This is a genomic window from Sphingomonas sp. GW821-FHT10F09, from assembly GCF_058809195.1.
This window is the reverse complement of sequence record NZ_JBXASI010000008.1, coordinates 48,304-74,008: the sequence shown is the minus strand read 5'-3', so window position 1 is coordinate 74,008 and position 25,705 is coordinate 48,304. Positions and strand designations below refer to the sequence as shown.

14 protein-coding genes are annotated in these 25,705 nt (G+C 64.9%); 6 read left to right on the top strand and 8 right to left on the bottom strand.

Translation table 11 applies throughout. The features are described from left to right. The first annotated feature begins 25 nt into the window (after positions 1 to 25). Positions 26 to 2,923, top strand: coding sequence for a TonB-dependent receptor plug domain-containing protein (locus AC1RTO_RS18220; protein ID WP_493162231.1), 2,898 nt, complete (start codon positions 26 to 28; stop codon positions 2,921 to 2,923). Positions 2,924 to 2,996: 73 nt separating this feature from the next. After that, positions 2,997 to 3,431 (top strand): acyltransferase, encoded by a 435-nt coding sequence (locus AC1RTO_RS18215; RefSeq protein WP_493162229.1) that lies wholly within the window; start codon positions 2,997 to 2,999, stop codon positions 3,429 to 3,431. A 90-nt stretch (positions 3,432 to 3,521) separates the two neighbouring features. On the opposite strand, the gene AC1RTO_RS18210 is transcribed toward AC1RTO_RS18215, so the two are convergent. From AC1RTO_RS18210 to AC1RTO_RS18195, 4 genes are all read right to left on the bottom strand, one after another. Then, positions 3,522 to 4,745, bottom strand: coding sequence for a S41 family peptidase (locus tag AC1RTO_RS18210; protein WP_493162228.1), 1,224 nt, complete (start codon positions 4,743 to 4,745; stop codon positions 3,522 to 3,524). Between the two features lie 83 nt (positions 4,746 to 4,828). Continuing rightward, entirely contained in the window at positions 4,829 to 5,653 is an 825-nt protein-coding gene (locus tag AC1RTO_RS18205; protein ID WP_493162227.1) for an AraC family ligand binding domain-containing protein, read from the bottom strand. 282 nt (positions 5,654 to 5,935) lie between these two features. After that, positions 5,936 to 6,805 carry a CE1 family esterase gene (locus AC1RTO_RS18200; RefSeq protein WP_493162226.1) on the bottom strand — a complete coding sequence of 290 codons (870 nt, stop codon included), beginning with the start codon at positions 6,803 to 6,805 and terminating at the stop codon, positions 5,936 to 5,938. A gap of 308 nt (positions 6,806 to 7,113) precedes the next feature. Next, positions 7,114 to 7,350: a DUF3253 domain-containing protein gene (locus AC1RTO_RS18195; protein ID WP_493162225.1), complete on the bottom strand. Its 237-nt coding sequence runs from the start codon at positions 7,348 to 7,350 to the stop codon at positions 7,114 to 7,116. A gap of 239 nt (positions 7,351 to 7,589) precedes the next feature. On the opposite strand from AC1RTO_RS18195, the gene AC1RTO_RS18190 reads away from it, so the two are divergent. Continuing rightward, positions 7,590 to 8,924: a chloride channel protein gene (locus AC1RTO_RS18190; RefSeq protein ID WP_493162224.1), complete on the top strand. Its 1,335-nt coding sequence runs from the start codon at positions 7,590 to 7,592 to the stop codon at positions 8,922 to 8,924. Between the two features lie 657 nt (positions 8,925 to 9,581). Then, a complete protein-coding gene (locus AC1RTO_RS18185; RefSeq protein WP_493162223.1) occupies positions 9,582 to 11,948 on the top strand; it encodes a membrane-bound PQQ-dependent dehydrogenase, glucose/quinate/shikimate family in 2,367 nt (788 codons plus the stop codon). 270 nt (positions 11,949 to 12,218) lie between these two features. On the opposite strand, the gene AC1RTO_RS18180 is transcribed toward AC1RTO_RS18185, so the two are convergent. The 3 genes from AC1RTO_RS18180 to AC1RTO_RS18170 all read right to left on the bottom strand — a co-directional run bounded on the left by AC1RTO_RS18180 (position 12,219) and on the right by AC1RTO_RS18170 (position 17,167). Next, a complete protein-coding gene (locus AC1RTO_RS18180) occupies positions 12,219 to 13,325 on the bottom strand; it encodes a lactonase family protein (protein WP_493162222.1) in 1,107 nt (368 codons plus the stop codon). Positions 13,326 to 14,060: 735 nt separating this feature from the next. Beyond that, a complete protein-coding gene (locus tag AC1RTO_RS18175) occupies positions 14,061 to 15,656 on the bottom strand; it encodes a sulfotransferase family protein (protein ID WP_493162221.1) in 1,596 nt (531 codons plus the stop codon). Beyond that, a complete protein-coding gene (locus AC1RTO_RS18170) occupies positions 15,653 to 17,167 on the bottom strand; it encodes a tryptophan halogenase family protein (protein WP_493162220.1) in 1,515 nt (504 codons plus the stop codon). Before AC1RTO_RS18170 ends, AC1RTO_RS18175 begins: the two co-directional genes overlap by 4 nt. Before the next feature lie 240 nt (positions 17,168 to 17,407). Here AC1RTO_RS18170 and AC1RTO_RS18165 point away from each other — a divergent pair, with 240 nt between their 5' ends. Further along, positions 17,408 to 20,275, top strand: coding sequence for a TonB-dependent receptor (locus AC1RTO_RS18165; protein WP_493162219.1), 2,868 nt, complete (start codon positions 17,408 to 17,410; stop codon positions 20,273 to 20,275). Between the two features lie 83 nt (positions 20,276 to 20,358). After that, the gene (locus tag AC1RTO_RS18160; RefSeq protein ID WP_493162218.1) at positions 20,359 to 22,962 is read left to right on the top strand and encodes an endo-beta-N-acetylglucosaminidase; all 2,604 of its coding nucleotides are present in this window, start codon (positions 20,359 to 20,361) and stop codon (positions 22,960 to 22,962) included. A gap of 305 nt (positions 22,963 to 23,267) precedes the next feature. Here AC1RTO_RS18160 and AC1RTO_RS18155 read toward each other — a convergent pair whose 3' ends face one another. Then, a complete protein-coding gene (locus AC1RTO_RS18155) occupies positions 23,268 to 25,559 on the bottom strand; it encodes a TonB-dependent receptor (RefSeq protein ID WP_493162217.1) in 2,292 nt (763 codons plus the stop codon). Between the last annotated feature and the right edge of the window lie 146 nt (positions 25,560 to 25,705).

Sequence of the window (25,705 nt, the reverse complement as noted above, 5' to 3'; positions counted from 1 at the left end):
ATGCCGGCGAACAGGGAGAGAGTTCATGCGTATCCTTCGCCGCCGTCATCTGCTGTCTGGCGTCGCGTTGCTTGTGGCAACGTCGGTGCAGGTGGAGGCGCAGGTCGCTCCACCGACCACCGATACGCCCGTATCCCCAGCGGCCGATCCGGACCCGGATGCGGCGAGCGAGATCGTCGTCACCGGTTCGCGTATCGCGCGACCCGATTACGAAGCGCCCAATCCGATCGTGTCGTTCGGCGCTGCCGACCTCCAGAAGTCCGGCAACACCAACGTCACGACCTTCCTCCAGCGCGTGCCGGCGCTGACCAATTCACGTGACAGTACGCGGACCGCCGGCAATGCCCAGGCCGATGGCAGCTTCGGGCAGGTCGGGCTCAACCTGCTCGACCTGCGGGGGCTCGGACCCAACCGGACGCTGGTGCTCGTCAACGGCCGCCGCCACGTCGCAGGCCAGCCCGATACCGCGGCGGTCGACATCAACGCGATCCCGACCGACCTGATCGAGCGGGTCGACGTGCTCACCGGCGCCGCCTCCGCGGTGTACGGCGCCGATGGCGTCTCGGGCGTCGTCAACTTCGTGCTGAAGCGCGATTTCGACGGCGTTGCCGCCCGCAGCCAGCTTGGTATCTCCGAGCGGGGCGATGCCGCCAACCGCTTCGCCTCGCTGGTCGCCGGCCGCAACTTCGCCGATGGCCGCGGCAATCTGACGCTCGCCTACGAATATAATGCCGACCAGCCGCTTGCGAACGACGACCGTCGATACCTGGCACAGGGCGACCGCCAGTATTTCGTCAATCTCGACACTTATGATCCGACGCGTGCGGGCAGCTACAAGATCGGACCGGTCGGTGACCTGCGCTATCCATACAGTTCGAACCAGGGCATCGTCTATATCGGCGACCAGACGTTCCGCGGCGACGGCGCGATCTACACGCCTGGCCGATTCCTGCAGAACGACGGTTATTCGATCGGCGGCGACGACACGCCCGTCGCGGGATATATCGGCGATATCTTCCCGCGCACGCGCCGCCATGCGGTCAACGTGCTGACGCATTACGATGCGTCGGACGCGTTCAAGATCAGCCTGGAAGGCAAGTTCGTCCAGTCGACCGTGACGAGCTTCGGCGGTTATGGCGGCAATTATCCGGCGAACATCGCGCTCGACAATCCGTATATCCCGGCAAGCATCCTCGCCGCGGCGACCGCGGCCGGGCTCGGTTCGGTCGACGTCAACCGCAACAATTTCGACATCCCGCGGCGCGGCGAGGAAGACCGCCGGCGCACCTATCGCGGTGTCGTCGACGTCACCGGTCGCATCTCGGAGCATGCCACCTACGACGTCTCCTACACCTACGGCCAGACCGACGTCCGTGCGACCAAGCTCAACGATCGGCTGAACGACCGCTTCCTCAACGCGCTCGATGCGGTGCGAGGGCCGGGGGGAACGATTGTCTGCCGATCGGCCGATGCCCGTACCGCTGGCTGCGTCCCGGTCAACACGTTCGGAGGCAACACTGTCGATCCGGCGTCGTTCGGCTATTTCCTGAGCGACCCGGCGAGCTCTGCGCGTCTGACACAGCACGTCGCCAATGCCGCGCTGAGCGGCGACTTCGGTCAGGTCTTCACGCTGCCCGGCGGCCCGGTCGCATTCGCGGTCGGTGGCGAATATCGCCGTGAATCGAGCCGCTTTCGCCCGGCGCAGGCGATCACCGACAATTTGTTCTACCAATATGACGAATATATCCTGCCGACCCCGTCGCGCGGTCATTTCGATGTCTGGGAAGCGTTCGGGGAGCTCAATGCCCCGATCCTGAAGGACGTGCCGTTTGCCAGCCTGTTGTCGGTCGGTGCCGCCGGACGCTATTCGGATTATTCGACGGTCGGTTCGACCCGCGCCTACCAGTTCAATGGCATCTACGCGCCGATCCGCGAGATCAGCTTTCGCGGTTCGTACGGCCGCTCGGTCCGCGCGCCCAACATCGGCGAGATTTTTCGTCCACAGACCGGCAGTAGCAACTACTTTTCCGACCCGTGCTATCTCGGCAATCGCACCCTTGGCACGCAGTTCCGCGCCGCGAACTGCCAGACGCTGATTACCGGGGCAGGGGGCAATCCCGCCACGTTCACGGCGCAGAACAACCCGAACGCTACGATCTTCATCCCCGGTACGCAGCAAGGCAATCCGGACTTGCGCGCCGAAGTCGCCCGTACCTGGACCGCGGGCGTCGTGGTACGCCCGATCTCCGGGCTGTCGATCGGGCTCGACTGGTACGACATCCGCCTGCGCGATGCGATCAACACGCCCGACGCGAATACGATCGCGTCGCTGTGCGTCGACCAGCCGACACTAGACAACGCCTATTGCAACGCGATCAGTCGCGAGCGCGGCACGGGGTTCATCAACGGCTATGTCGTGCAGCCGCAGAACGTCGCGGCGTTCCGCACCGCAGGCGCCGAACTCAACATCGCCTATCGCTTCCGGACGACGCGCGTGGGGACGTTCGATATCCGGCTGGTCGGTGGCTATCTCGACAGGCTCGAACAGGTGGCCACGCCGGGCGCGGCCACCGAGGATAATGTCGACCAGCCGTTCCGACCGAAATACACCTTCACCTTCTCGCCGAGCTGGACGGCGGGCGCACTGACGCTGAGCTACAACCTGCGGTGGCAGGACGGCGTCCGTCGTTTCGCCAAGGTCGATACCGACGCGAATCCCAGCCTCGTCGACCCGCGCTATCTTCGGTACAAGGAACTGTGGCAGCACGACGTGCAGGCCGAGGTCGCGGTCAACGAGCGCTTCTCGTTCTATGGCGGCGTCAACAACCTCGCCGATCAGAAGCCCGACATCGGTTTCGAAACCAACGTGCCGATTTCGCCGGTCGGTCGGTATTTCTATGCGGGCGCGAAGGTTCGGTACTGAGGCGGTCGGGAGTTGACCGTGAGGGGCGTCGCGACGACGGACGACGGATTGCCTAACTGAGAAAAAGACGCCTGTGCTGACCGACGACATGATTAGCCTCATCACGATGGAGGAAGGGGCGTTCATCGATCCCAGCTGTACGGTTATCGATCCGCATCGCCTGACGCTGCGCAAGGGCGCGTTCGTCGGTCCGGAAGGACTGATCGATGCCGGCGGGGGCGTCGAGATCGGCGAAGCCGTGCGGATCAGCTACCGGTGCACCATTATATCGCTGACCCATTATATCACGCGCTCGGTCTGGCGGCGGGGCGTGGATGGCGATCGGCTTCGTCCGGTGTTGATCGAACGTGGTTGCTGGATAGGCGCCAACGTGACGATTTATCCGGGCGTCACCGTTCGGGAGGGATGCGTCATCAATGCCGGATCTGTGGTTGCCAAATCCACCGAGGCGCATGGGCTTTACTGTCCGCCCTACGCCGTGCGTATCAAGGATCTCGAGTTCGACTGATGATTCCGCGCAATAAACGATTGACCGAAGTTCGGGCATGGCCTGGAAAATCGAAAGGCTGAATATGGGTCGACCTGGCCGGACATCGGCTTATCCATATGCCCGCCGCTTGAGATCCAGCGTCTTCATAGCGACTGCAAGGGCATCGTCGGCAGGTAAGACGAGAACATCAGGTTCGATAAGCGACCGGGCGCGATCATACACATCGTAGACCGGCTCCGCCGAGTATTGCAGCTGTATGTTCGTACGATCGAGATGTAGCGGAAACACGCCTGCACCAAGTCGCATCATTGGCGTGCCGACGATAGAGGCACGTTCGATCCCCCGCATCCCCATCGGAAAGCCCTCGGCCATGCTGGCGCTCCAGCGTGACGTAAGTACCACGACTGGCGCAGTATAGGTGAAGGGGCCACGTGGGTCGACGACCTCGGTCCACGGATCGCTGAGGTGATCGCCTTCGCGTCGGCGCATCCGTGCGTACGGCTTCTGCCTTGCGATGAAACGTCCCATGATCGGCCGCGCGACTGCGGTGTCACCGCCACCATTCTGGCGCACGTCTATGACCAGTCCTGGCGCTTCACGTAACCGAAGCAGGGCGGCATCAAATGCGTCGATCACCGCTTGATCGGAGAAACTGCGGATGACGATGCAGCCATAACCGTCTGGAAGGAGCCGAGCCTCTACGTCAGGCAGCGGGGGCGTGATCTTTACTGGCAGGAGCACCGATCGTTTGCCACCTTTGGCACCGTGCAGCGTCATCCTACGTGGCTCGCCGCGCCGCCCGGCTACCGCGACGTTGAGTGCATAGGCATTGGCCGCGAGATCAGGGTGCCTCAGGCAGCGCGGCATCGACGTTGCCGCACGCCTGGCAATCGACAGGCCATCGACGCTGGTGACCGTATCGCCCACGATGATCCCCGCGTCTGCCGCAGCCGATCCTTCCCGAACGCTGGTCACAAGCGCGCCTCCGTCGCGTCCGGGTTCTACCCAAAGGTCGTAATAGGGAAGGCGCGCGGCGCCGTCCGCAGCATCGCCGCGATGGGTATGCGCATCGTACAATTCGGCGAGGACGCGGTCGACGACGGGGGCGAACGCATCGCGTGATCCCGCGGCGAGTGCCTGTGGGCGGTACAGCGCACGCACGGCAGCCCAGTCGGTTTGCTTTTCGCCAAAGTAGCAATATCGCTCGCCAAGCGTCCGCCACAGCTCATCGAAGTCCTCGGCATAGGTGACGTCGTGTGGCGGTTCGGCTGCTTCGATACGAAAGGGGAATGCCTGGGCGCCGAGAAAACCGACGCCGGCAGTGAGGATCAAGCGGCGGGATGGGGCGGCGTGCATCAGTCGGACCTCCGGGTGAAGTCCGGTGCTAGCAGCGGCAGGCGTTACAGGATTGAACGTTATTGCTGCGCATATCGGCGAGGCGAGGCGCCGACGATGCGCTGGAACTGGCGGGTCAAATGGCTCTGGTCCGCATAGCCCATGTCCAGCGCCACCTGTGCGATGGCTTGCCCTTCGAGCAGCCGCACCCTTGCTTCGGTGACCCGACGCTGGTTGCGGTAGGCGAGCGGGCTGAGCCCGATCGCTTTCTTGAAGGTTCGTGTGAAGTGAAAGACGCTTAGGCCACTCAGCACGGCCAGGTCGTGCAGGCCGAAACCATCCGCGTAGTTCTCGTCGATATACGCCTTTGCGTCGGCGATGCGAGCCGCGGGGACGGCCTGCGATCCGGCCATGTCCGGAATGCCTCGGCCTTTACCGTCAAGCGCCCGTACGAGCGCACCGAGCGCGCTCTCCTGTTCCAGTCGGCCCGTCGCATCGGAGCTGAGGACGGCGTGGGCGGCAGAAACGATCGCGAGCAGGGTCGGATCGTCGGACACCGGGAGATCGAAGCGGAGTATCCCATTGTTGCGATCGCGATCGACATAGGAGGCCATGGTGTCCTCGCGAAGGTAGAGGACGTCATACCGCAAGACGTCGGACCCGATCGTCGCGTTGGCGTGCGCTTCGTCGGGGTGCAGCAGCAAAACATTGCCGGTATCCACCCGGTATGATCGTCCAGCCACGGTCAGCCTCTCCGCACCAGCGACGATGGCCCCGACGACATATTCGCTATGGCTGTGGTCGGGAAAGCTACGCTCGCGGTAACGGACGGAGACCAACTCGACGCCAGGCATCAGCGGCGGCCGATAAAAGCGCACGCTATCGGACGTGATGGACCCGGTCATAGATGCTTGGTTACGTGCCGAGCGCTGATTTTGCGAAGCCAGAATTGGGTTGTCACTAATTCGAAGGTCTCGTCCGGTGTCGATCACGTTGAGACGGCAGGACTGATCCGCCGATGATGCGCTTCAACGGGGCCGGCGCACGCGCGCTCTTCTCAAGGCCTCCGGCTAACTCTGGGCTTTTGTTGAAGCTGGGCATCTGCCGACCTGAACGAACGGTGCAAGCCGGGAAGCGGCGAAGCTGCGCTGAGTAACCGCTTCTGGCTCCAAGCTGCCGAAGTTCCGTCAGCGCCGATGGCGTGACAGGAACGTCCACATCGCCTCATTGTCGACGACTGACCAGCTGTGTTGACCACCGCGTGTCACACGCGCTGCAACCGCCGCGCCGTCCGGGCAGCGTGCATAACCTTGCTCGTAGATCGTAGCGCTCAGATTGCGAGCGTAAGGTTGAGAGCAGCCGTTTAGCGCTGCCCAGCGTTGCAGGGCCACGGTCTGGGCATATTGCCAGTAGGGGGCGCCGCCTCCGGTGATCGGGTTTGTGGAATCAGCGTCGCCGGCAAAAGCCAGAAGGGGCATCGGCACGTCCGGGCGACACGTTGCGGGATCAGCTTGCGTTCGATCGGACGCGAGCGGACGTCCGGCACGCAGTCCGACGACCGGGGCGATCGCTGCGAAACGTCGAGCGGCGACGCAGCCGAGCCAGGACCCCATCCGTCCACCGCCCGACAAGCCGGTCAGGTATACGCGCGTGCCGTCGACGCAGCCGGTTGCGACAAGCCGGTCAGCCAGGCCCGTCAGATAAGCCACATCGTCGCGGGCGTCCTTTGGCGGCAAGGTCCCCGTGACGGTGGGGACGCCGGGGATATTCCAGACGAAGCCACGATCTGCTGCAATACCGCCGTCAGGCGCCACGACCATAAAGCCATGCCGATCTGCCGTGTCGCCAAGATGGCTGTCGCGCAGCATCTGTGCCCCGGTGCCTGTGCTGCCGTGCAGCAGTATCACAAGCGGCATGGGCCCGGCCGTGGGTGCCACGGGAAGGTGGACCGATGCCCGTTCGGGTAAGGCGTCAACGTCACCAAGGCGGCACTCGGCATGAGCCACAGCAGCACCAAAACACAGGCTCAGGGCAATCAGAAGACGAAGAACCAACATATTTCCGATCCCCGAGGTCAGCCTTTTGCTCCCAGAAGCGATTACAACACCGATGGATACGTGTCCAAAGTTGGGCGGCAGTCATGGCCGTCGTGACGACCGGTCGTGGGTCGCGCCTGCCGCTGTGCGGCGGGCCTGGCGTCCTGAACAGTCGGGCGAACAAGCCTGGCCCGGGTCCGGTGATTTCGACCGGATAATCCGATCGTTTTCATATATATATCAGGCATCGTAGCGGTCCTGTGGCGCTTCTGTCTGGCCACCGCGGCGCCATAGCGCAGCCGCGACGGGCGCGGGGAAGGAATCCGCCCTCATTGATCTCGGAAACGGCCGATCCTGTACGGTCCTGACCGCATTGCCAGCGGTATACCTTTCCAGCTCAGCTGCACCAGCCCGTCGCGGAGCAACTCGTCGATTGCGGCGTGGACCGCTGGCATCGCATCGCGCCAGTCGGTCGTGATCATGCGCGCCACCTCGCTTGGGCAGATCGTCGCGTCCGGTTCGCGGCGCGCGAGCAGAGTCAGCGTCGCGGCTTTTGGATCGATCATCTGAGCTACGTCGGCTCCTCATGCTACCCGGTCAAGCCACGCACGGTACGCGTCGCTTATTATATTGGGGTCGCGCACAGCGATCTGACTGGCGAGGGTGGCGGCGTGTGAAATTGATATGAGTGAGCCTGAGCTTGGGGAGCGGGACCGCGGGCGTGCGTAACCGCGTATGGGTCTGAATCATCACCACGATGGGCGTCGGGGGTGGCCTGTCGGGCCCCGGGGCCTAAGAGAACGCCATGGCTGGCCTGCTCGATCAATTCTTACCGTCCAAACGTTGGACGCTGTCGCGATATCGGGCGTTGTTGCGCGCGCGCGGACCGCGATCGACGCAGTTTCGAACGCGTGCTGCGATTCTCACAGGTGCGATCCTGATAGGGATCGTTGCGACGCTGTTTGCCGAAGCGGCCGATTGGGCCGGCGAGGTTTTCGGGCGCTTTGCCGCAAACTGGCACTGGACGCCGCTGATAACGACGCCGTTGACGTTCATGGGGCTGGTCTGGATGACGCGGCGCTACGCGCCGCTCGCGCGGGGATCCGGTATTCCTCAAGTGATCGCAGCCCAGGCCAGCCCGAACGATGCTATCGGCACGCTGATCTCGATCCGGACGGTCGCGGCCAAGGCCGTGTTGACGATCGGTGCGGTGCTCGGCGGCGCTTCGGTGGGTCGGGAGGGACCTACCGTTCAACTAGCGGCTGCGGTCATGGGGTTCACGCACCGCCTCGTTCGCGTGCCGTTGCGGGGCGGCGTCGTCATCGCCGGCGGCGCGGCGGGCGTCGCGGCTGCATTCAATACGCCGCTCGCCGGGCTGCTGTTCGCGATCGAGGAGCTTTCGTCCGCCTATGAGCAGCGTGTGACGCTGCTTGTCCTCGCGGCGATCGTGATCGCGGGGATGGTCGCGCAGTCGGTGCAGGGCGACTATATCTATTTCGGCGCGATCGGCGCGCATATGCCGCTGTTGTCCGCCTTGCTCGTCGCGCCGATTGCCGGAATTGCGGGTGGGATGACCGGCGGGCTGTTCTCGCGCATTCTCCTCGCAATGTCGGTCAGCCGCAACCGCGCGACGGGATGGACGCGCGCGCATCCGGTTGCGTTCGCCGGCATCTGTGGCGGTGTCGTTGCGGCGCTCGGCGTCGGGACCGGGCTGACGTGGGGAACCGGCTATGCATCGGCGCGAGCGATGATCGTCGGCGTGGATGCACCACTCTGGTTCGGGCCCGCCAAGCTGATCGCCACGGCCGCGACGGCGATCGCGGGCCTGCCGGGCGGAATCTTCGCGCCATCGCTCGCCGTTGGCGCTGGCGTCGGCAATCTCCTGCGCGAGATTTTCCCTGGCGAGCCGGCCAGCGCGGTCGTTATTCTGGGTATGGTCGCCTATTTTGCAGGTGTCGTGCGCGCACCGCTCACCGCAGTCGTCATCCTGTCCGAGACGACCGCGAGCCGGGGCCTGATGCTGCCGATGTTTGCGACCGCGTTCATCGCGGATGCCGCCAGCCGGTGGGTATGCCGCGAGAAGCTTTACCATGGACTATCGAAGACCTTCGCGATGACGGAGACGATCCGACCCACCTGAGCCTGGCAAATGTATGACGCTGTTTCGGGTGCGGATCGCCAAGGCTGCCGGAGGCGTCGGTAGCACCCATAGCCGCCCGCCTGTCGCGCGAACCCGGGACGCTGTTCGAGCGCTTCGGCGCCAGCTGCGCAAGGACGTGGTCCGGCCAACCGAGGATCCGGTTGAGCCGTTCCCGAAGAGCGAGGCGTTCATCGTTCGGGATGAGAGCGGCCGGCGTGCTGACGACCTGATGCGCTGGGTAGGGACTGCCGCCCGGGAACGAGCGTCCGCAACTTCAAGCTGCCGTCGTGGCGCACACTCGCCGCCAAGCCAGAGTAGCGGTGCCTCGTGCGGCTTACGAAGTTCTGCGAATGGACACCGGACACATATCAGGTTGGTGAGGGGAAGCCCGTCAAAGGAGTGATGTGGTTCGCGGTGCTACCGCAGCCGATGTTCGCAATAGCAGGCTTCTACGCGTCATGCCCGGTGGTCCGGGAATTAGGAAGGTCACGTGTGGTGCGTCCGCGGCAGTATCAAATCTGATCGCACAGCCAGGGACTCGCCGAATCCGGAGCGGATCCAGCCTGAGCATGCAAGATGTAGCGAGGAACGCCAGGCTGGCCTGAAACTTCGGCCTTGTAAAACGTTGAGCGAGCAATGGTTTGAAAGGGAACAGCAATGGCTCGGCTCTACCGGCTGGTGATCGCATGGTGTGTGGCCATCCTCGGTGGCTTGTTCGCCGTCGCCGGCGGCGTGCTCTCGTCGCTGGGCGGGTCATTCTACTATCTGGTTGCCGGCATCGCGATGGTCGCCAGCGGCGCACTGCTTGGTCGCAACGCCCGGATCGGGCGCTGGCTGTTCGTCGCCATCTGGGTCGGCACGCTGATTTGGGCTATTTGGGAGGTTGGGCTTGACGGCCTGCAGCTCGTTCCCCGCCTGGTGGCACCGACCGTGCTACTGGTGCTGGTCCTGCTGACCGGCTGGCGGGCGCGCTCGTGGCGGTCGCCCGCACACGCGGCGCCGGCTGCGGCCGTGGTTCTACTTGCGCTCGGCATCGGTGGCATCGCACTCCACACCGTCGGGGTCGAGGCGCAGGGGCCGTCCGGCACCGCCGCGTTACCCGCCGCGCCGACTGGCGAGGCCGATGCGGACTGGCGTGATTACGGCGGGACGCTGTCGGGACGGCGCTACTCGGCACTCGCCGATATTACGCCGCAGAACGTCGACCGCCTCCAACTCGCCTGGACGCAGCGGACGGGCGACCTGCCGATGGCCGCGGAGTCGAAAGAGCACAAACGCGAATATCACTCCGAAGCGACGCCGATCCACATCGGCGACACGCTTTACACATGCACGCCGCACTCGTTCGTCCAGGCGATCGACGCTACGACCGGTAAGACCAAGTGGAGCTGGCACGAGGACGCGCGCGTCCAGGGCAACAATTATCTGGTCTGCCGCGGCGTTACCTACTTCGAGGCACCGGCAGGAACGCCGTGCCCGCGCCGCATCTTCGCGCCAACATTCAACGCCCGGCTTGTCGCGCTCGACGCCACCACCGGGCGGCCATGCAGGAGCTTCGCCAACAACGGCGCGATCGACCTGCGCACGAACATGGGCACGTCGAAGCCATCGGACCAGATCGGCACCACGCCGCCAGTCGTCGTCGACAACCGGCTGATTATTGGCGAGCGGATCATCGACAACGTCAACCGCGACATTCCCTCTGGCGTCGTGCGTGCCTATGATCCGGTATCGGGTGCCCCCGTCTGGGCGTGGGACGTCGGTCGCTCAGCGGATGCGATCGCGCCGTTGCCGGCGGGGCAGACCTACACGCGCGGTACGCCGAACGTGTGGGGAGCGATCACTGCCGACGCGGCGAACGGCATCGTCTATCTCGGCACCGGCAACGCGTCGCCCGATTACTGGATCGGCTATCGCCGGCCGTTCGACGATCGCTTCGGCTCCTCGATCGTCGCGCTCGATATCGGGACGGGCAAGCTGCGCTGGGCACGGCAGCTCGTCCACCGCGACATGTGGGATATGGATCTGCCGATCGGACCGTCGCTGTTCGACTATCGCGCACCCGACGGACGGATTATCCCGGCACTGATCCAGACGACCAAGATGGGGCAGGTGTACTTCCTCAACCGGCTGACGGGTGCACCGCTCGCAGCAATTACCGAAAAGTCGGTGCGCACCGATGGCGCTACGCCGGGGGTGCGTGTGTCGCCGACGCAACCCTTCTCTACAGGAATGCCGAGCTTCACGCCGGCCGCGCCGACTGAAGTTGCAACCTGGGGTGCGACGCCTATCGACCAGCTGTTTTGCCGCATCGACATTCGTCGCGCGCAGGGGACCGGCATCTACCAGCCGATGGGGCTGAAGCCGATCATCGGTCATCCTGCGTTCGACGGCGTCACCGACTGGGGCGGTGCGGCAGTCGATCCGGTGCGTGGCGTGATGACGGTCAACACGATGGAGATGCCGTTCAAGCTGTGGCTGATGCGGCGCGACGATCCGCGCGTCGCCGAACTCATGAAGCAGAAGCAGGGTGGTGAGAACGCCATGCAGGCGCAGCTGCAGACGCAATACAACACCCCCTATGTCGCGGTGGTGAAGGCGTGGGTCGGCATCTTCGGCGCTCCTTGTGTCGCCCCGCCTTGGGGACATCTGACCGCGGTCGACCTCGGCACCCGCAAGGTCCTGTGGAAAACGGTACTCGGCACCGCGCGCGATACCGGGCTGTTCGGTTCCCATTTCGGCGTTCCGATCAAGACGGGCGTGCCGAATCTCGGCGGATCGATCATAACCGCGGGCGGGCTCGCCTTCATCGGCGCGACGACGGACCAGTATCTGCGGGCCTTCGATCTCAACACTGGAAAGGTGGTGTGGAAGGCGCGCCTGCCGGCCGGAGCGCAGGCGACGCCGATGACCTATCGTGGGCGTGACGGCCGGCAATATGTCGTCATCACCGCAGGGGGACATGGTGCGCTGGGTACGCGATATGGGGATTATACCCTGGCCTATGCGCTTCCGAAACGCTGACGATCGTTGGCAGGCCAATGTCGCTTTCGACTGCCATCATGAATCCTCGACGAGGTACGTCGTGCTCGTGTCGTCCGTCAGGTCCGTGTGTGCAACACCTTTAAGCATGACGTGAAGAGCTCTTGCCCTTGCGCCGTCCGGCGCCGCTCCGCCAGGGGCCGCGACATGGACGTCGTGGAACCCCATCGGTGCGCAATACCTGCAGCTTGCACCCCATAACGCTTCGACGCGCCGCAAGCGCTGACGGTCAAAATCCGTCCCGGCCGCGCCTTATTCGATGATAAACACTACGCCGCGCACCGGCGTGGTGCCGACAGCGGTCAGGAGGCGCCCGTCTTGCTCTAGCGGCAGACGTGCAATGCCACCTGATCGCTCATTCGCGACGAGCATCTCCTGCCGGTCTTCCATCAGCGTGAAGAAACGCGGCCAGTGGCCACCGCATGCGACATGCTGCACCAGGCGCAAATCTCCCTTCGAGCCAATGACGAAGACCGCGATGCTGTCGTGCCCACGGTTGGACACGTAGAGGCGCGTCCCGGCCGAGTTCACCGCGATGTGGGCCGCGAATGACGTGCCCATGAAGCCTCCGGGGAGCGTCGACACTTCACCGCGTGGCGTGAACGTACCGTCCGCTGCCGCACGCAGTACGGTGACCATATTGGCCAACTCGGCGACGAGATAGGCGATCGGCAGGCGTGGGTGCCTCACCAGATGTCGGGGTCCCGAGCCAGCGACAGCACGATAGGCGATGGAGGAGTCGACGATCCTGCCCGCGGCGCGATCAATGTGATGGGAGAAGACGGCGTCGGCGCCCAGATCGACTGAATGCAGGATGTCGCCACTGCTATCGAAGCCCACCCAGTGGGCATGTGGCCCAGTCTGCCGCCCGATGTCCGGTCCCGTGCCTTCGTGCTGCACCACCTGTGGTTCGCCTGCCGGCAGCCCTGTCACGGGATCCAGTGTCCATAGAGCCACGCTGCCGCTCGAATAATTCGCTGCCGCCAGCAGCCTTTCGTCATTCGAAAGGCCGATATGGCATGGGTCCGCGCCCATGGTGGACGACATGGCGACCTGCCTCACAGACAGGTCGTACACCCCCATCATACCCTTCTGCTGCTCATTCAGCAGATAGCGCAACCGGTGACGTCGCGACCGGACACCGAAGGAGGCATTGCGGATCGCAGCATATGCGTCGCCAGCCGTCCAGCCGCCGTCTGTCGCCTTCAATGACACCAGTCCGGGACCGCCTTGCTGAGCGTATGTGCCCGCCGTCAGCCGGACTGTACTCGCAGCGATGCCAACCCGCGGTAGCGATCCGATCGCAATCATCCCGCCGATGACAGCGCGGCGGGTCGGGAACAGGGGCCTATCGATCATGCCCCGCTTGAAGCCTTCTGTGCGTGTCGCGTCAACGGACGGCTTCGCCGGCTGCTGCTTCCGCCCATGCCATGCAATTCTTCCTCTTTTGGTCAGCCTCTGCTTGCCCGTTGCTGTCGAGATGAACGAATGGCAGAACGCGGGATGCGCGCAGGCGGCCTCGAATGGTCGCAAGTGGGTCTTATGCGTCGCGACTGGCCAACAACTATCACGTGAGATGCGATGTGCTGCCGCGGCTCATCGTACATTTTCGTCCTTTGGGGCGTGAGCATTCGAGTGGGGGTACTCATGGGGTGTTTGCGGTCTGTCTGAAGAAGGTGCTTACAACTTCAATATGTTAGAGTGCGCCGGGAGTGCGGAATCGGCCCGTCCCCGCAACCATCTTCGATGACACAAGCCCCGTAGCACCCACTGCGGGGATGTCGGCGTTTCTCGCCTCTTTCCACTCCCGCGTGCCCAGCCATGCGAGGATGGAACGAAACTCGCCGCGCTTCGCGCCCGGTGTCAGCGTCACACGCTCTACAAGGCCACGGATGGCGTCCGCAGCTTCGTCGAAGTCTCACAGGCGATTTGGGGCCAAGGCGATTGGACATGGAGCGAGTGCCATGGTGGATGTCGTCGGTCATGGGGTGAGTATTGCGACAACCGGGAGCCGCGAAGGGGGCTGGCTCTATGGTGCCGCCAACGGCCCCTTCCGCGGCAACTCAGCCCCGCCCGTCTCTGAAAACACCCCCCTCAACGCACCACCGCATCCACCAACCCGTCGCGCACCAGTCTGCTCTGAAGCGATCCGAGGTGATCCGCATAACGCTGCCAGGCCCCGACGCCGTCGGCGTTGATCCGGCGCCGGACCTGGGTCGCGCTGGCGGTCATCACCGCGCCCGTCGCTTCGTGGGGACGCAGGCAGGCGGACTCGAAGGGCAGGCCGCATGCGTCGAGCAGGCGGCGGATGTGCGGTTCGGGATCGGCGATCAACGCCTCCAGCGATACGCGGATCAGCCCGATCTCCGGAATGCCGCCCCAATGCGCCATCAACGCGCGATGATGGCGGTAATGGTCGGCCAGGTCGTCCTGCGCATAGGACCAGCTGTGGCTCCCCGCGAACAGCCGTTTGTAGGCACCGAACAGCGCATCCATCGGATCGCGTTCCAGTGCGACGATCGCCGCATCGGGAAAGGCGCGCCGGATCAGGCCGACATAGTGGATGTTCTGCGTCCGCTTGTCGATCGTGACCGGCCGGCCGCCGTCGAACGGCGCCATCTCACGCGTGTAACAGGTCGCGATGGCGGCCGGCGGCACCGTGACGGCTGCGGCGACCACGCGCGCATCGAGCAGCGGCGCATCGGCGCAATTCGCCAGCCGGCCCACCGCGATCGCGAAGGCCTTGGGTTCGCCCATCGCATGGACCTGGCTGTGCGCCGCCAGGATCCGCTCGACCAGCGTCGTTCCCGAACGTGGCAGGCCGACGATGAAGATCCGTCGCGGCCCTTCGCGCCGTATTGCATCGGGAGCGGCAAAAGCGGCGGCGGAACAGTGCGTCCGCCACGCGGCGATCGTCGCGGCCTCCTCGTCGCGCGACCAGGGCTCCAGCCGTCGCATGATCGCCGCGCCGCGTTGCAGGCAGTTCCAGGCGGCGTCGGTGTCGCCGATGTCGTCATATTCCTTGAACAAGGCATAAGCGACGCGCGCGGCCTCGGCCGGGCTGCGGCAGGCGACCTGTTCGAGCGCGGCGACGTGATTGTCGCTCGCGGTCCAGCGGCGCAGATGCGACAGGCGGTGGCTGGCCGCGACGAAGCGCCCGCCCGACACGGCGATGGCGCGCTCCAACGCCATCTGCGCGCCGGTCCGGTCGCCGACATATTCGCGGATGCTGCCCAGATTGTACCAGGCGTCGGCGTCGTCCGGCGCGACCGCGCAGGCCCGTTCGGCAAGCGGCAAGGCCTCTGCAGGCAATCCGGCATGGGTCAGCGTGAAGCCCGCCAGCACGAGGTCGCGGGGATCGCGCAGCCCCGCCGTCACCGCCGCACGCACGCTGCGGACGGCATCCGCCAGCCGTCCTTCCTCGACCAGAGGCCGCGCCCGCTGCGCCAGAAAGCGCGCCTCGACGGGGGATCGTGCCGGGGCCTGCCGCGCGCCGCAGGCGAACGCGCGTTCCGCATCCACCATCTGCCCGGCGGCCATCGCGGCCTGTGCGTAGAGCCACCAGCCATCCATGTCGCCCGGCGACCGATCGGTCACCCCCTTGGCCAGCCGCATCGCCGTCGTCGCATCGCCGCGTCGCATCGCATCCGCGGCGGCGACCAGCGGTCGGGCAGGGCCGGTCCGCGTCATGCCGGAACCGGCGCGGCGCAATGCGCGCGGATATAGGCTTCGTGGGTCGGCATGCGTTCCGCGACCTGTCGTATGCCGGTGCGGATGCTCGCCAGATGCCGGGTCAGCGCGTCGTCGTCGATACCGTCGGCCAGCGGATCGTGATCGTCGGGCATGATCCCCTGACCCAGCATCACGCTGAACCAGCTGGCCTCCTTGAACTGATCGAACTCGCCGGGCGCGATCCGCGCCGTCGTCCGGAACGATTCCATCATTCGTTCCAGCCGTTCGGGGAGCGCCAGCGCCCGGCAATAGCGCCACAGCTCCTCGCGCCCGCCCGACAGGCGATAATGGAGGACCAGGAAATCCTTGATCGTATCGAACTGCAGGTCGAGCTGGCGATTGAACTCGGCCACCGTGCAGGGATCGGGCGTCCGGCGCGGGAAATGGCCGATGATCTTGTTGAGCGAGTTGAGGATGACGTGGATCGTCGTCGCCTCCAGCGGCTCCAGAAAGCCCGCGGACAGGCCGACCGCGATGACGTTCTTGTTCCAGATCCGTCTCGCGCGCCCCGTCCGGAATGCGATCAGGCGGGGCTCCGCCAGCGGTGCTCCGTCGAGGTTGCGCATCAGCACGTCGCGCGCTTCGTCCTCGCTCATGAAGGCGCTGCAAAAGACATGGCCGTTGCCCGTGCGATGCTGCAGCGGGATACGCCACTGCCAGCCCGCAGGCCGCGCGGTGCACCGGGTGGACGGGTCGATCTCGGCGGTTGCCGCGCAGGGGACTGCCCAGGCACGATCGCATGGCAGCAGGTCGGACAGGTCGATCGTGCCGGTGTTCAGCACGCCCTGGATCAGCAACGCGCGAAAACCGGTGCAATCGAGGAACAGGTCGCCCTCGACCACGTCGCCGCGATGGGTGTGGAGCGCCACGATGTGACCGGTTTCGGGATCCTGATCGGCCCGCTCGATGATCCCCTCGATCCGCCGGACCCCCATCGCTTCGGCCAGGGAACGCAGATACCGGGCGTAGCGTCCCGCATCGAGATGATAGGCATAGCTGAGCGTCTTGAGCGGCGAGCCGGGCGGCGCACGATCCGGGCGGTCGAACCGGCGCATCCGCGCGGCGACCGAGGTCATGCAATAATCCTCGAACGACGTGACCAGCCCCCGGCGCCGCGCCTTGACCCATAGATGCTGGAATCCGACCCCGCGAAGCGGCGCGCCGTACCGGCCGAAGGGGTGGTAGTAGCGGCTGCCCGCGCCGGTCCAGTCGCGAAAGTCGATGCCCAGCTTGAACGTCGCCTGGCTCGCGCGGACGAAGGCGTCCTCCTCGATCCCCAGAACGTTGTTCAGCCAGTGGATACCCGCGATCGTCGCTTCGCCGACACCGATAATACCAATATCATCCGACTCGACCAATTGGATCGTACAGCCCTGGTGCTGCAAGACTTTCGCCAGCACCGCGGCGGACATCCATCCGGCCGCGCCACCCCCGGCGATGACGATCCTGCGTACCGCTTCTCCCGCCATTCCCCTGTCCTCCCGATGGAACCCTTTCAACGGAAAACCTGCCTTTTACGAAGGTGATCGCAGCCGGTGGTCCGAAGGTTTCGGTTCCCGGCGACGATAAACATTGTCATCATATGTCGCTATATATGTCGATTTTGACCGAAAATATAAGTCCGTAATTGACATAGATTGGTATCGTAACATAGCCTTCCTTCCGGGGGTGAGCCGAGGACGACGGCACACGGAAACAGGGAGGGCTCAATGAAAGTTCGTACGCTTGCGTTGTTTACTACGGCGATCACCAGCGTCGGCTGGGCGGTTTCCGCCACCGCGCAGGATCAGGTCGCCGATACGCCGGTTCAGGCGCAGGTGCAGGCCGACGCGCCCCGCAGCACCGCCGATCGCGTGACGCAGCGGCTGGAGAAGCGCGGCGAGGCCAATACCGATGGCGACGGAGACATCGTCGTCGTCGGCACCCGGAACGCGATCGCCAATTCGATCGACACGAAAAGGGCATCGTCGGCGCAGATCGACGTCATCACCGCGGAGGACGTGTCCCGCTATCCCGACGTCAACGTCGCCGAATCGCTGTCGCGCCTGCCGGGCATCACGATCGATCGCACGGCGGGCGGGGAGGGCGCCAAGGTGTCGATCAACGGCATCGACTCCCGGCTGATCCTGACCCAGTTCAACGGCCAGCCCATCGCGACCGCCGAAACCGGCGCGAACAATCGCGATACCGGCCGCAGCTTCAACTTCCGCAATCTGGCGCCGGAACTGATCGGTACGGTCGAGGTCTACAAGACGTCCGAGGCGCGGCTGGACGAAGGCGGGGTCGGCGGCTCGATCATCGTCAATTCGCGCCTGCCGTTCGAACTGCCCCGCAACACCCTGTCGGTCGCGGCCAACTACAATCTCAATCTGCGCAACAAGGAACGCGATCCGCGCGCGTCGATCCTGTACAGCTGGTATACCGAGGACAAGACCTTCGGCATTCTGGCGAGCCTCGCCTACAACAAGTCGGTGCTGGGTTCGGGGTCGTTCGAGACGCGTTATGGCCCGGCCTGTAACGGCAATGGCTGGGGCGGCTGCACCAAAGGCGCGACCGGGGCGTTCAACAACGCCGCCCTGCTGCCCACCGTGACCAGTGGCCCGGCGCTGACCAGCTCGATGCTGGTGCCGCAATTCCTGTGGATGAGCGCCACCCGGTCGAACAGCATCCGCACCACGGGCTATCTCGCGGTTCAGGCCAAGCCGGTCGACAATTTCGAGATGCAGGGCACCGCGCTGCGCATCTGGGGCGATTTTTCGGATTACACGCAGACCTTCCAGACCGACTTCAGCGTGCCCTGGAACCAGGGCAACGCCTATGACGCGGGATCCGCGCCGATCACCCGGCTGTCGACCGTCACCACCCAGGCGGCGGGCGTCACCGGCGGCGCGGGCAATTTCGCGGTTCGCATGGACGAATATTACAAGCGTTCGAAGCTGAACACCGAGGTCTACAACATCCGGACGCGCTGGTCGCCCGGGCGGCTGGACATGGTCCTGAACGCGGGCATCACCCAGGCGACCGGCGGCAGCGACCCGGAATATTATCTCAGCTTCTACGGCAACACGTCGGGCAGCTTCGCCTTCGACCGCAACGGGCCTGCATTGACGCTGGCGACGTCGCCGACCGATCCGGCGCTGTTCAAGACGCGCGCGGCCGGCCAGCAGGCCGGGTTCGTGAAATTCGCCGAGACCCTCGACCGCTACCAATATGCCAAGTTCGACGGCAAGCTGAACCTCGATTGGGGCCCGGTGAAGGACCTGTTGTTCGGTGGCCGCATCCAGCAGCATCGCTCGCTGAACAAGCCGACCTTCTACAACACCGTGTTCCCGCGCACCGAGAGCATGGCGGCGTATCAGACGTCGGTGCTGGACCCGACATTGTGGCGAGGGTTGGGGGCAGGCGGCGCGCTGCGCAGCATCGTCGGCCTGACACAGGATTCGCTGACCAAATTCTCCGAGGCCAACCGGTCGCCGGGCAATGCCACCGGCAATTTCCGCGATGCCGGCAATTTCTGGAACACGATCGAAAACACCAACGCCGCTTATGGGCAGATCAATTACAACGTCGGTCGCCTGTCGGGCGATATTGGCGTGCGCTACGCCAGGACCAGCAACGAACAGACCTATCGTTCGACGCTCGATTACGACCCGTGGTACGAAGAACAGGTCACGATCAAGCGCGGCTATGACGACTGGTTGCCGTCGTTCAACGCCGCCTATGAGGTGACCGATGACATCAAGCTTCGTGCCGCGGCGAGCAAGGTCGTGTCGCGCCCCAGCTTCGCCGACATGTCCGGGCAGGTGGAATACAGCATCGACCGGTATTCGAGCTTCGGGCCGTTCTTCGGCGGGAACGGCGGCAATCCCGACCTGAAACCCTATCGCGCGTGGCGCTACAATGCGGCGTTCGAATGGTATTTCGCGAAGGGCAGCCTGTTCAACGTCGATCTGTTCGTCAACGATATCCAGTCGTACATCGTGCGCAAGAATGCCTTCGTCGAGGTCGTGGTCCCGACCGAAGCGGTCGATTTCTGCCGGCAGAACCGGTCGCTGTTCTGCAACGGCAAGCTGCAGCGGACGAACACGATGCTCGTCAACACGCCCTTCAACGGCAGCAACGCGCAGGTGCGGGGCGCGTCGATCGGCCTGACGAGCAATCTGGCCTGGGGATTCGGCATCCAGACCAATGCGACGGTGCTCGACCAGAAATACGGATCCTTCACGGACAACTTCAATACGCCCGGCAAGCTCCCACTCCCCTACCTCTCGAAGCTGAGCTATACGATCTCGCCCTTCTTCGAGCGGGGGCCGGTCCAGGCTCGCGTCTCCTACACCTGGCGCAGCAAGTATCTCGACACGGTCGGGACGGAAACGGACGCGCCGACCTACGTCAACGCCTGGGGACAGCTGGATGCCCAGGCGGCGTACAATATCACCGACAGGCTGGCCGTAACGATCGCGGCGCAGAACATCCTCGACGCGACCGAAAGGCCGACGACCAACGGCAACCTGCCGCTGGCGTGGAACCGCTACGGCGCGCGCCTCACGGCGGGTGTGACGTTCCGCATGTTCTGATGGTTCGGGGGGCTCGACGTTTCCCAATCCTCGTCGGGCCCCCCAACTGGGCGTGGTGGTCGTGGCCGTGAGCGGTGCGATCTGTGCCGCAGCACATCCGCAGTCGACCACGCCCCTTTGTTTTGCGGTGCCGCCGGATGTTCGATGGTGAGCATCGGGCCATGCCGATTTGCCAGAGGTATATCTCCCCAGGACATGCGTCGCAAACGATCGGGGTTCGTGAGGCGACATGTCAGGCCAGTGCGGTCCACCTCGGCCTGCGGCCGACAGGTTTCCACAGCGCCTCCCCATCGACGACCAAAAGTTATGCGCGACCACCAAATCACGTGAAGCAGGAGGGAAGGATGATCGAACGCAAGACGACGACCGATCGCGGCATGGATGCCGACCGCGGCGGCGGTCACGGGAAATCGCTGTCACGTCGCCAGACGCTGCTGGGCGGCGCAAGTCTGGTGGTGGCGGGGCTCGCGCTTGCCGCGCGTAGCCGCCAGGGTGGCTGGTTGGGTGGTGTCGGCCAGGCAGACGATTCCGTAAGAGTGGTGACCGGCTCGTCCGCTGCCGATTCCGCCTCTGCTATCGCCGCCAGCGCCGCGACGGCCCAGGCCGCACCCGCCTATCCGTTGACCCGCGCGAATGCCGATCAATTCCTGGCCTTCATGGCTTATGATCCGGCGAAAGATCCCGATGCCGTCTATTTCCGGTCGGTGGTTCCCCTCGCGCCGCGGATCGCGCCGCTGGCGGCCACGCAAGCGCATCCCGCGCTCGATCCAAGGCCGGGTGCGGCGACGCTGGCCGGACCCTATCGCACCATTCAGCGCGGCTATTCCAACGATCTGTATCGGCGTACGCGCCATGCCGCGATGCCCCCGATGGGCGTGCAGGTTCCGCGTCGACTGGGCGTCCACGATATCGTCGTGCAATGGGCGGGGACGGGCTCCATCCCGAATCCTGCGACGACCGACGCCGCGCATCGGAACGGTGCGCTTTGCCTCGGCACCATATTCCAGCCCGAACAGCGGATTTTCAACGGCCGCGTGTTTTCGGTCGACGCCGTCGCCAGACAATATGTCAAACTTGCCAAATATTTTGGGTTCGACGGCTATTTCGTCAATCACGAACAGGGTTCGGCAAACGACAACGCAGGCGTGGCGAGACTGATGGCGGCGATGCGAACTGCCGCTTCGCAGGCCGGTCTGGCGCGTTTCCATGTCCAGCATTACAATGGCCAGACCAGTCTGTCGCAGCTGTTCCCGCGCAGCGCGCGTCTCAATCCTGCCCCCAACAGCGCGATGCCCGATCAGGGTTGGAGCAGTTACGGCGGTCCCGGCAATTGCTGTGGGGGCCGGCCCGGTTCCCCGGCGATGAACAGCATTGCCATCGGCACGTTCCAGCGGACGAAGTTCGATATATACTATGGGTTCCAGCTCTATCCCGGACCCGGCTATATCGGCGTGGCCGCCCCCGACGTCATCAGCCCGAGTTCGGCCCAGCGGGTGGAAGGCAGCCTGCAACTCTATTCGCTGGACGACGGCATCCTCAACCTCATGCGTGCCCGCCAGTCGGGGCGAGGCGCCGCCTTCCTTCCCGCCGCCGTCGACGTCCCCACGATCGAGCGCATGGTCTATAGCGGCCAGACCCAGAACCCTGCGCTGCTCAACAGTCCCGACGCGACGCAGCAGGCGGCTTATGGGAAGGGCCGTCGTTATACCGAATGGGCGACGACCAACGACGATTTCCCGCGCTCGTCGAACGACCAGGCGGATCTTCCGATTACCTATGGCGTGGCCAACTTCATTGCCGAACGCTCGGTGATCGGGGCGATGCCCTTCGTCACGCACTTCAACGAGGGGGAAGGGCAATCCTTCTTCGTCAATGGCATGCGGGTCAGCGACACGGCCTGGTTCAACCTGGGCGTTCAGGACCTTCTGCCGACCTGGCAATGGTGGCGCGCACCGTTTGCGGGCTTGACCGACCGCAACGCCGATGCCGTCGGGCTGCTCGACGTCGCGTTCGATCGCGGCGTGGCCTATGACGGTGGCACATCGCTACGCGTCGCGGGGACGCTCGGCCCTGCCAGCGAGACGCGTCTGCATCTCTACAAGACCGACCTGCCGATCGGCTCGGGTTCAACGGTGCTGGAACTGGTCGCACGAGGGTCTGCGGCCGATCGGCTGCGAACGCGCGTCGGCCTGATCTTCGCGGACCAGCCCGCCCAGACGCAATGGTTGCCCCTTGTCTCGCCTGATGCCGTCACCGGGTCAGCGACCGACTGGGTTCCGCATCGGCTGGACCTCCGGGCATTTTCCGGACGTCGTATCGCCGCCATCCTGCTGGGTTTCCAGGCCGCAGATGGCGCAACGCAGGCGATCGACATGCGCTTTGGTCGGCTGGCCGTGACCAACGGCGCATCATCCCCGCCCGCCGCGCCGACGGGTCTTCGCCTCGACCGGCGCGTCGTCGATCCGGAAACCGGGGCAATCGGTCTGGCGCTGCGCTGGAGCGGAAGCGGTCGATACGACGTCTTTCGGCGATCGTCGGCGGGAGGGGAGCGGGTTTGGATCGGCCGGATCGACGGCGATGCATTCTACAGTCCCACCGCCCTGCCGGCGGGCACCGGCGCTGCGATCATCGAGGTGCAGGCGATCGGATCGGGCGGTCCGGGCGGTGCGGCGACGGTCAACGTCTGACGGCGCAGATGGCAGGGGCACGGACGGAACGGAGGTGTCCGGTCCCGTGCCCCGCGTATCACCGTCGACCGATGACCGAACAGCGCCGTGGCAGGATCGCGGCGCGCATGCAGGTGGCGGCAGGTACCTGACGCAGCGGGCCCAACCGGCCATCAAGCGTACCGGAAGCTTTCGTTGGTGAGCAACGCGTTTCCGGGGCACAAGCGATCGCGACCAAATGCCCCGCTGGAGCGTGTACCTTATCGGCTGGACCGGCAACGGCTCCTCGGGCGGGGCCGTTGCCGGCAAGATCGGCGCCGCTCCGCTCAGAACCTGCGTCGCAACGTGCCGAAGACCTGCCGCGGCGATCCAGCCTGAAGCGTGTTGTTCAGCGATGCCGCGGTGTTGAAGAACTGTCCCGAGCCGAGCGCTGCGATATAGGCTTCGTCGGTGAGGTTGATGGCATTGATCTGGACCTCGACACCGGCGAACGTGCTGTTCGCGGGGAAGCGATAGCCGATCGCCGCGTCGAATAGCGTGTAGCCCTTGACCGTCACGTCGCCGGTGTAGGTGACGTTGCGGCGGGAGGTATAGGCGCCCGCGAGATTGGCGAAGAACCGGCCGTCGTCATAGTTGATCTCGCCCTTGCCGAGGTGGGCGGGGGTGTCGACCGTGCGCACGCCCCGCGTCGGGACGAATGCCGTGCCGTTGACCGTGTCGTCGTCATAGGTGCTGTCGTTGTACGAATAGGAGGCGATCAGCGCGAGCGGCCGCGCCACCTGATAGGTGGCGGCCACTTCCACGCCGCGGCTGGTGACGCTGCCGACGTTCTGCAATATGCTGGGATTGCCGAGGATGTTCGCACCGCTGAAGGCCGCCAGCAGCCGGTTCCGGAACCTGACGTCATAGCCGGCAAGCACCCCGCGTACCGACCCCAGATCGAAGCGCCAGCCCGCTTCCACGGTGCGCGACGTCTCGGGCTTCAGCGTGTTCCGGATAGCCTCGAAACCGACCTGGGTCGTGCCGAAGGGGCCGCGGAACGAGCTGATGTACGCGCGCATGTTCTCGGCGTAATTGGCGAACAGCTCCTGACGACCGACACGATAGGTCGCACCGATCTGGGGCTGGAACCAATCCCTCGCGGCGATCCGGCCGTTGATGAACGGCGTGCCGACGCTGGTCGTGATGCCGTTCGACACGCGTGCGCCCTTGAAGCCGCCGGCGATCGTCAGCGCGTCGAGGATCTTCCAGCTGTCGCTGACGAAAACCTGGTTCGTCACGGTGGTCAGGTCGGTGAGGAAATCGCTGCGGAACGGATTGGTCAGGAAGGCCGTGACGTCCGGGCGGTTGGTGAGGCTGGCGGCATAATAATTGCGGTCGGTGCTGGCGCGATTGTCCTCGTGCCAATAGCCGATCTGGACCGTGTGCGCGCCGAGCGTCGCCGTCGCGCGGGCGAGGCCGCCGTCCCGCTTGATGCCATATTCGGTGGTGCGGACCGACAGCGGGAAACCATCGGGGGAGAAGACCGCCGGCGTGTAGATGCCGCCGCTGCCCTTGTCGTAATGGTGGTAATAGGTGGCGCTCGCATCCAGCCAGTCGGCGACCGGCAGGTCCAGCGTCACCGCGCCCAGCCAGTCGCGCCGCACGCCCCCGCTGTCGTAATAGGTGTCGTTGACGTTCGTGTAGGGCGCTGGGAAGGCGACGCCGGCAGTGGGGAAGGGCAGGGGCCGGCGTGCGGCCTCGGCGGTCCGGTTCGCGCTCACCTGCGACAGCAGGATCGCGGTGGCATAGTCCGGCCGCAGGAAATCGAGGTCGTAGCCGATGCGCGACAGCGTCGCCGGCGACAAATCGGCGTAATTGCGCTCCTTGTGGAGCGAGTAATTGAGCCAGCCGGTCAGCGTTGCATCGCCGATCGTCTGGACGATCTTGCCGTTGACCTTGTTGTCCGACTGGCCGCCGAAGCCCTTCCACTTGCTGGCATCGTGGATGACGCCGGAAACCGACAGCAGCGTGCCGGTCGCCAGTTCGCCGCTGTCCAGCCGGCCATACAGATGCACCGTGTCGTACATGCCATAGGTCAGCGCGACTTCGCCGCCGAGTTCCCGCGACGGCGCGCGCGACACGAACTCCAGATTGCCGCCGAGATTGCTGGTCGAGGCGATGCCGAGCGATCCGGCACCCTGCGAGACGTCGACCCGCGCGATATTCTCGGCCGCGATCGCACGGCTGACATGCAGGCCGTTGTGATTGTTGTAGAACATGTCGCCGAGCGGCACGCCGTCGAGCGTGTAGCCCATCTGGCTCTGGTTGAAGCCTCGTACCGACAGGCGGGTGCCCAGTTCGTACGACCCGAAGGGGTCGGAGCTTTGCAGCGCCACGCCGGGCAGCCGGGCGACCGCCTTCAGCGGCGAACTGCCCGGCGGCAGGATCTCGATCGCCTTGCGCGAAACCGTCTGTTCCTGGCGGACCTTGCCGCTGCCATAGACGACGATCTCGCCGCCGGCGTCCTGCGGTTCGCGCGATGCGATCTGGTCGTCGGGTGCGGCCTGAGCCCGCGCCACGCCGGAAATGGCGAACAGCGCGCTCACCGAGGCGAGCAGCATCGTCTTGCGGATCATCGGGGTTCCCACCTTTGAGAAGCGTCGTAAAAGTCGTCGTTCGTCGACGATCGTCAGGGCCCGGTTACGATCGCCCGGGGACGTTTTCGTTGCGCTTCTGCTACGTTTCCGTGACGTCGGGCGATCCGTGTCATCGCCGCGTCACG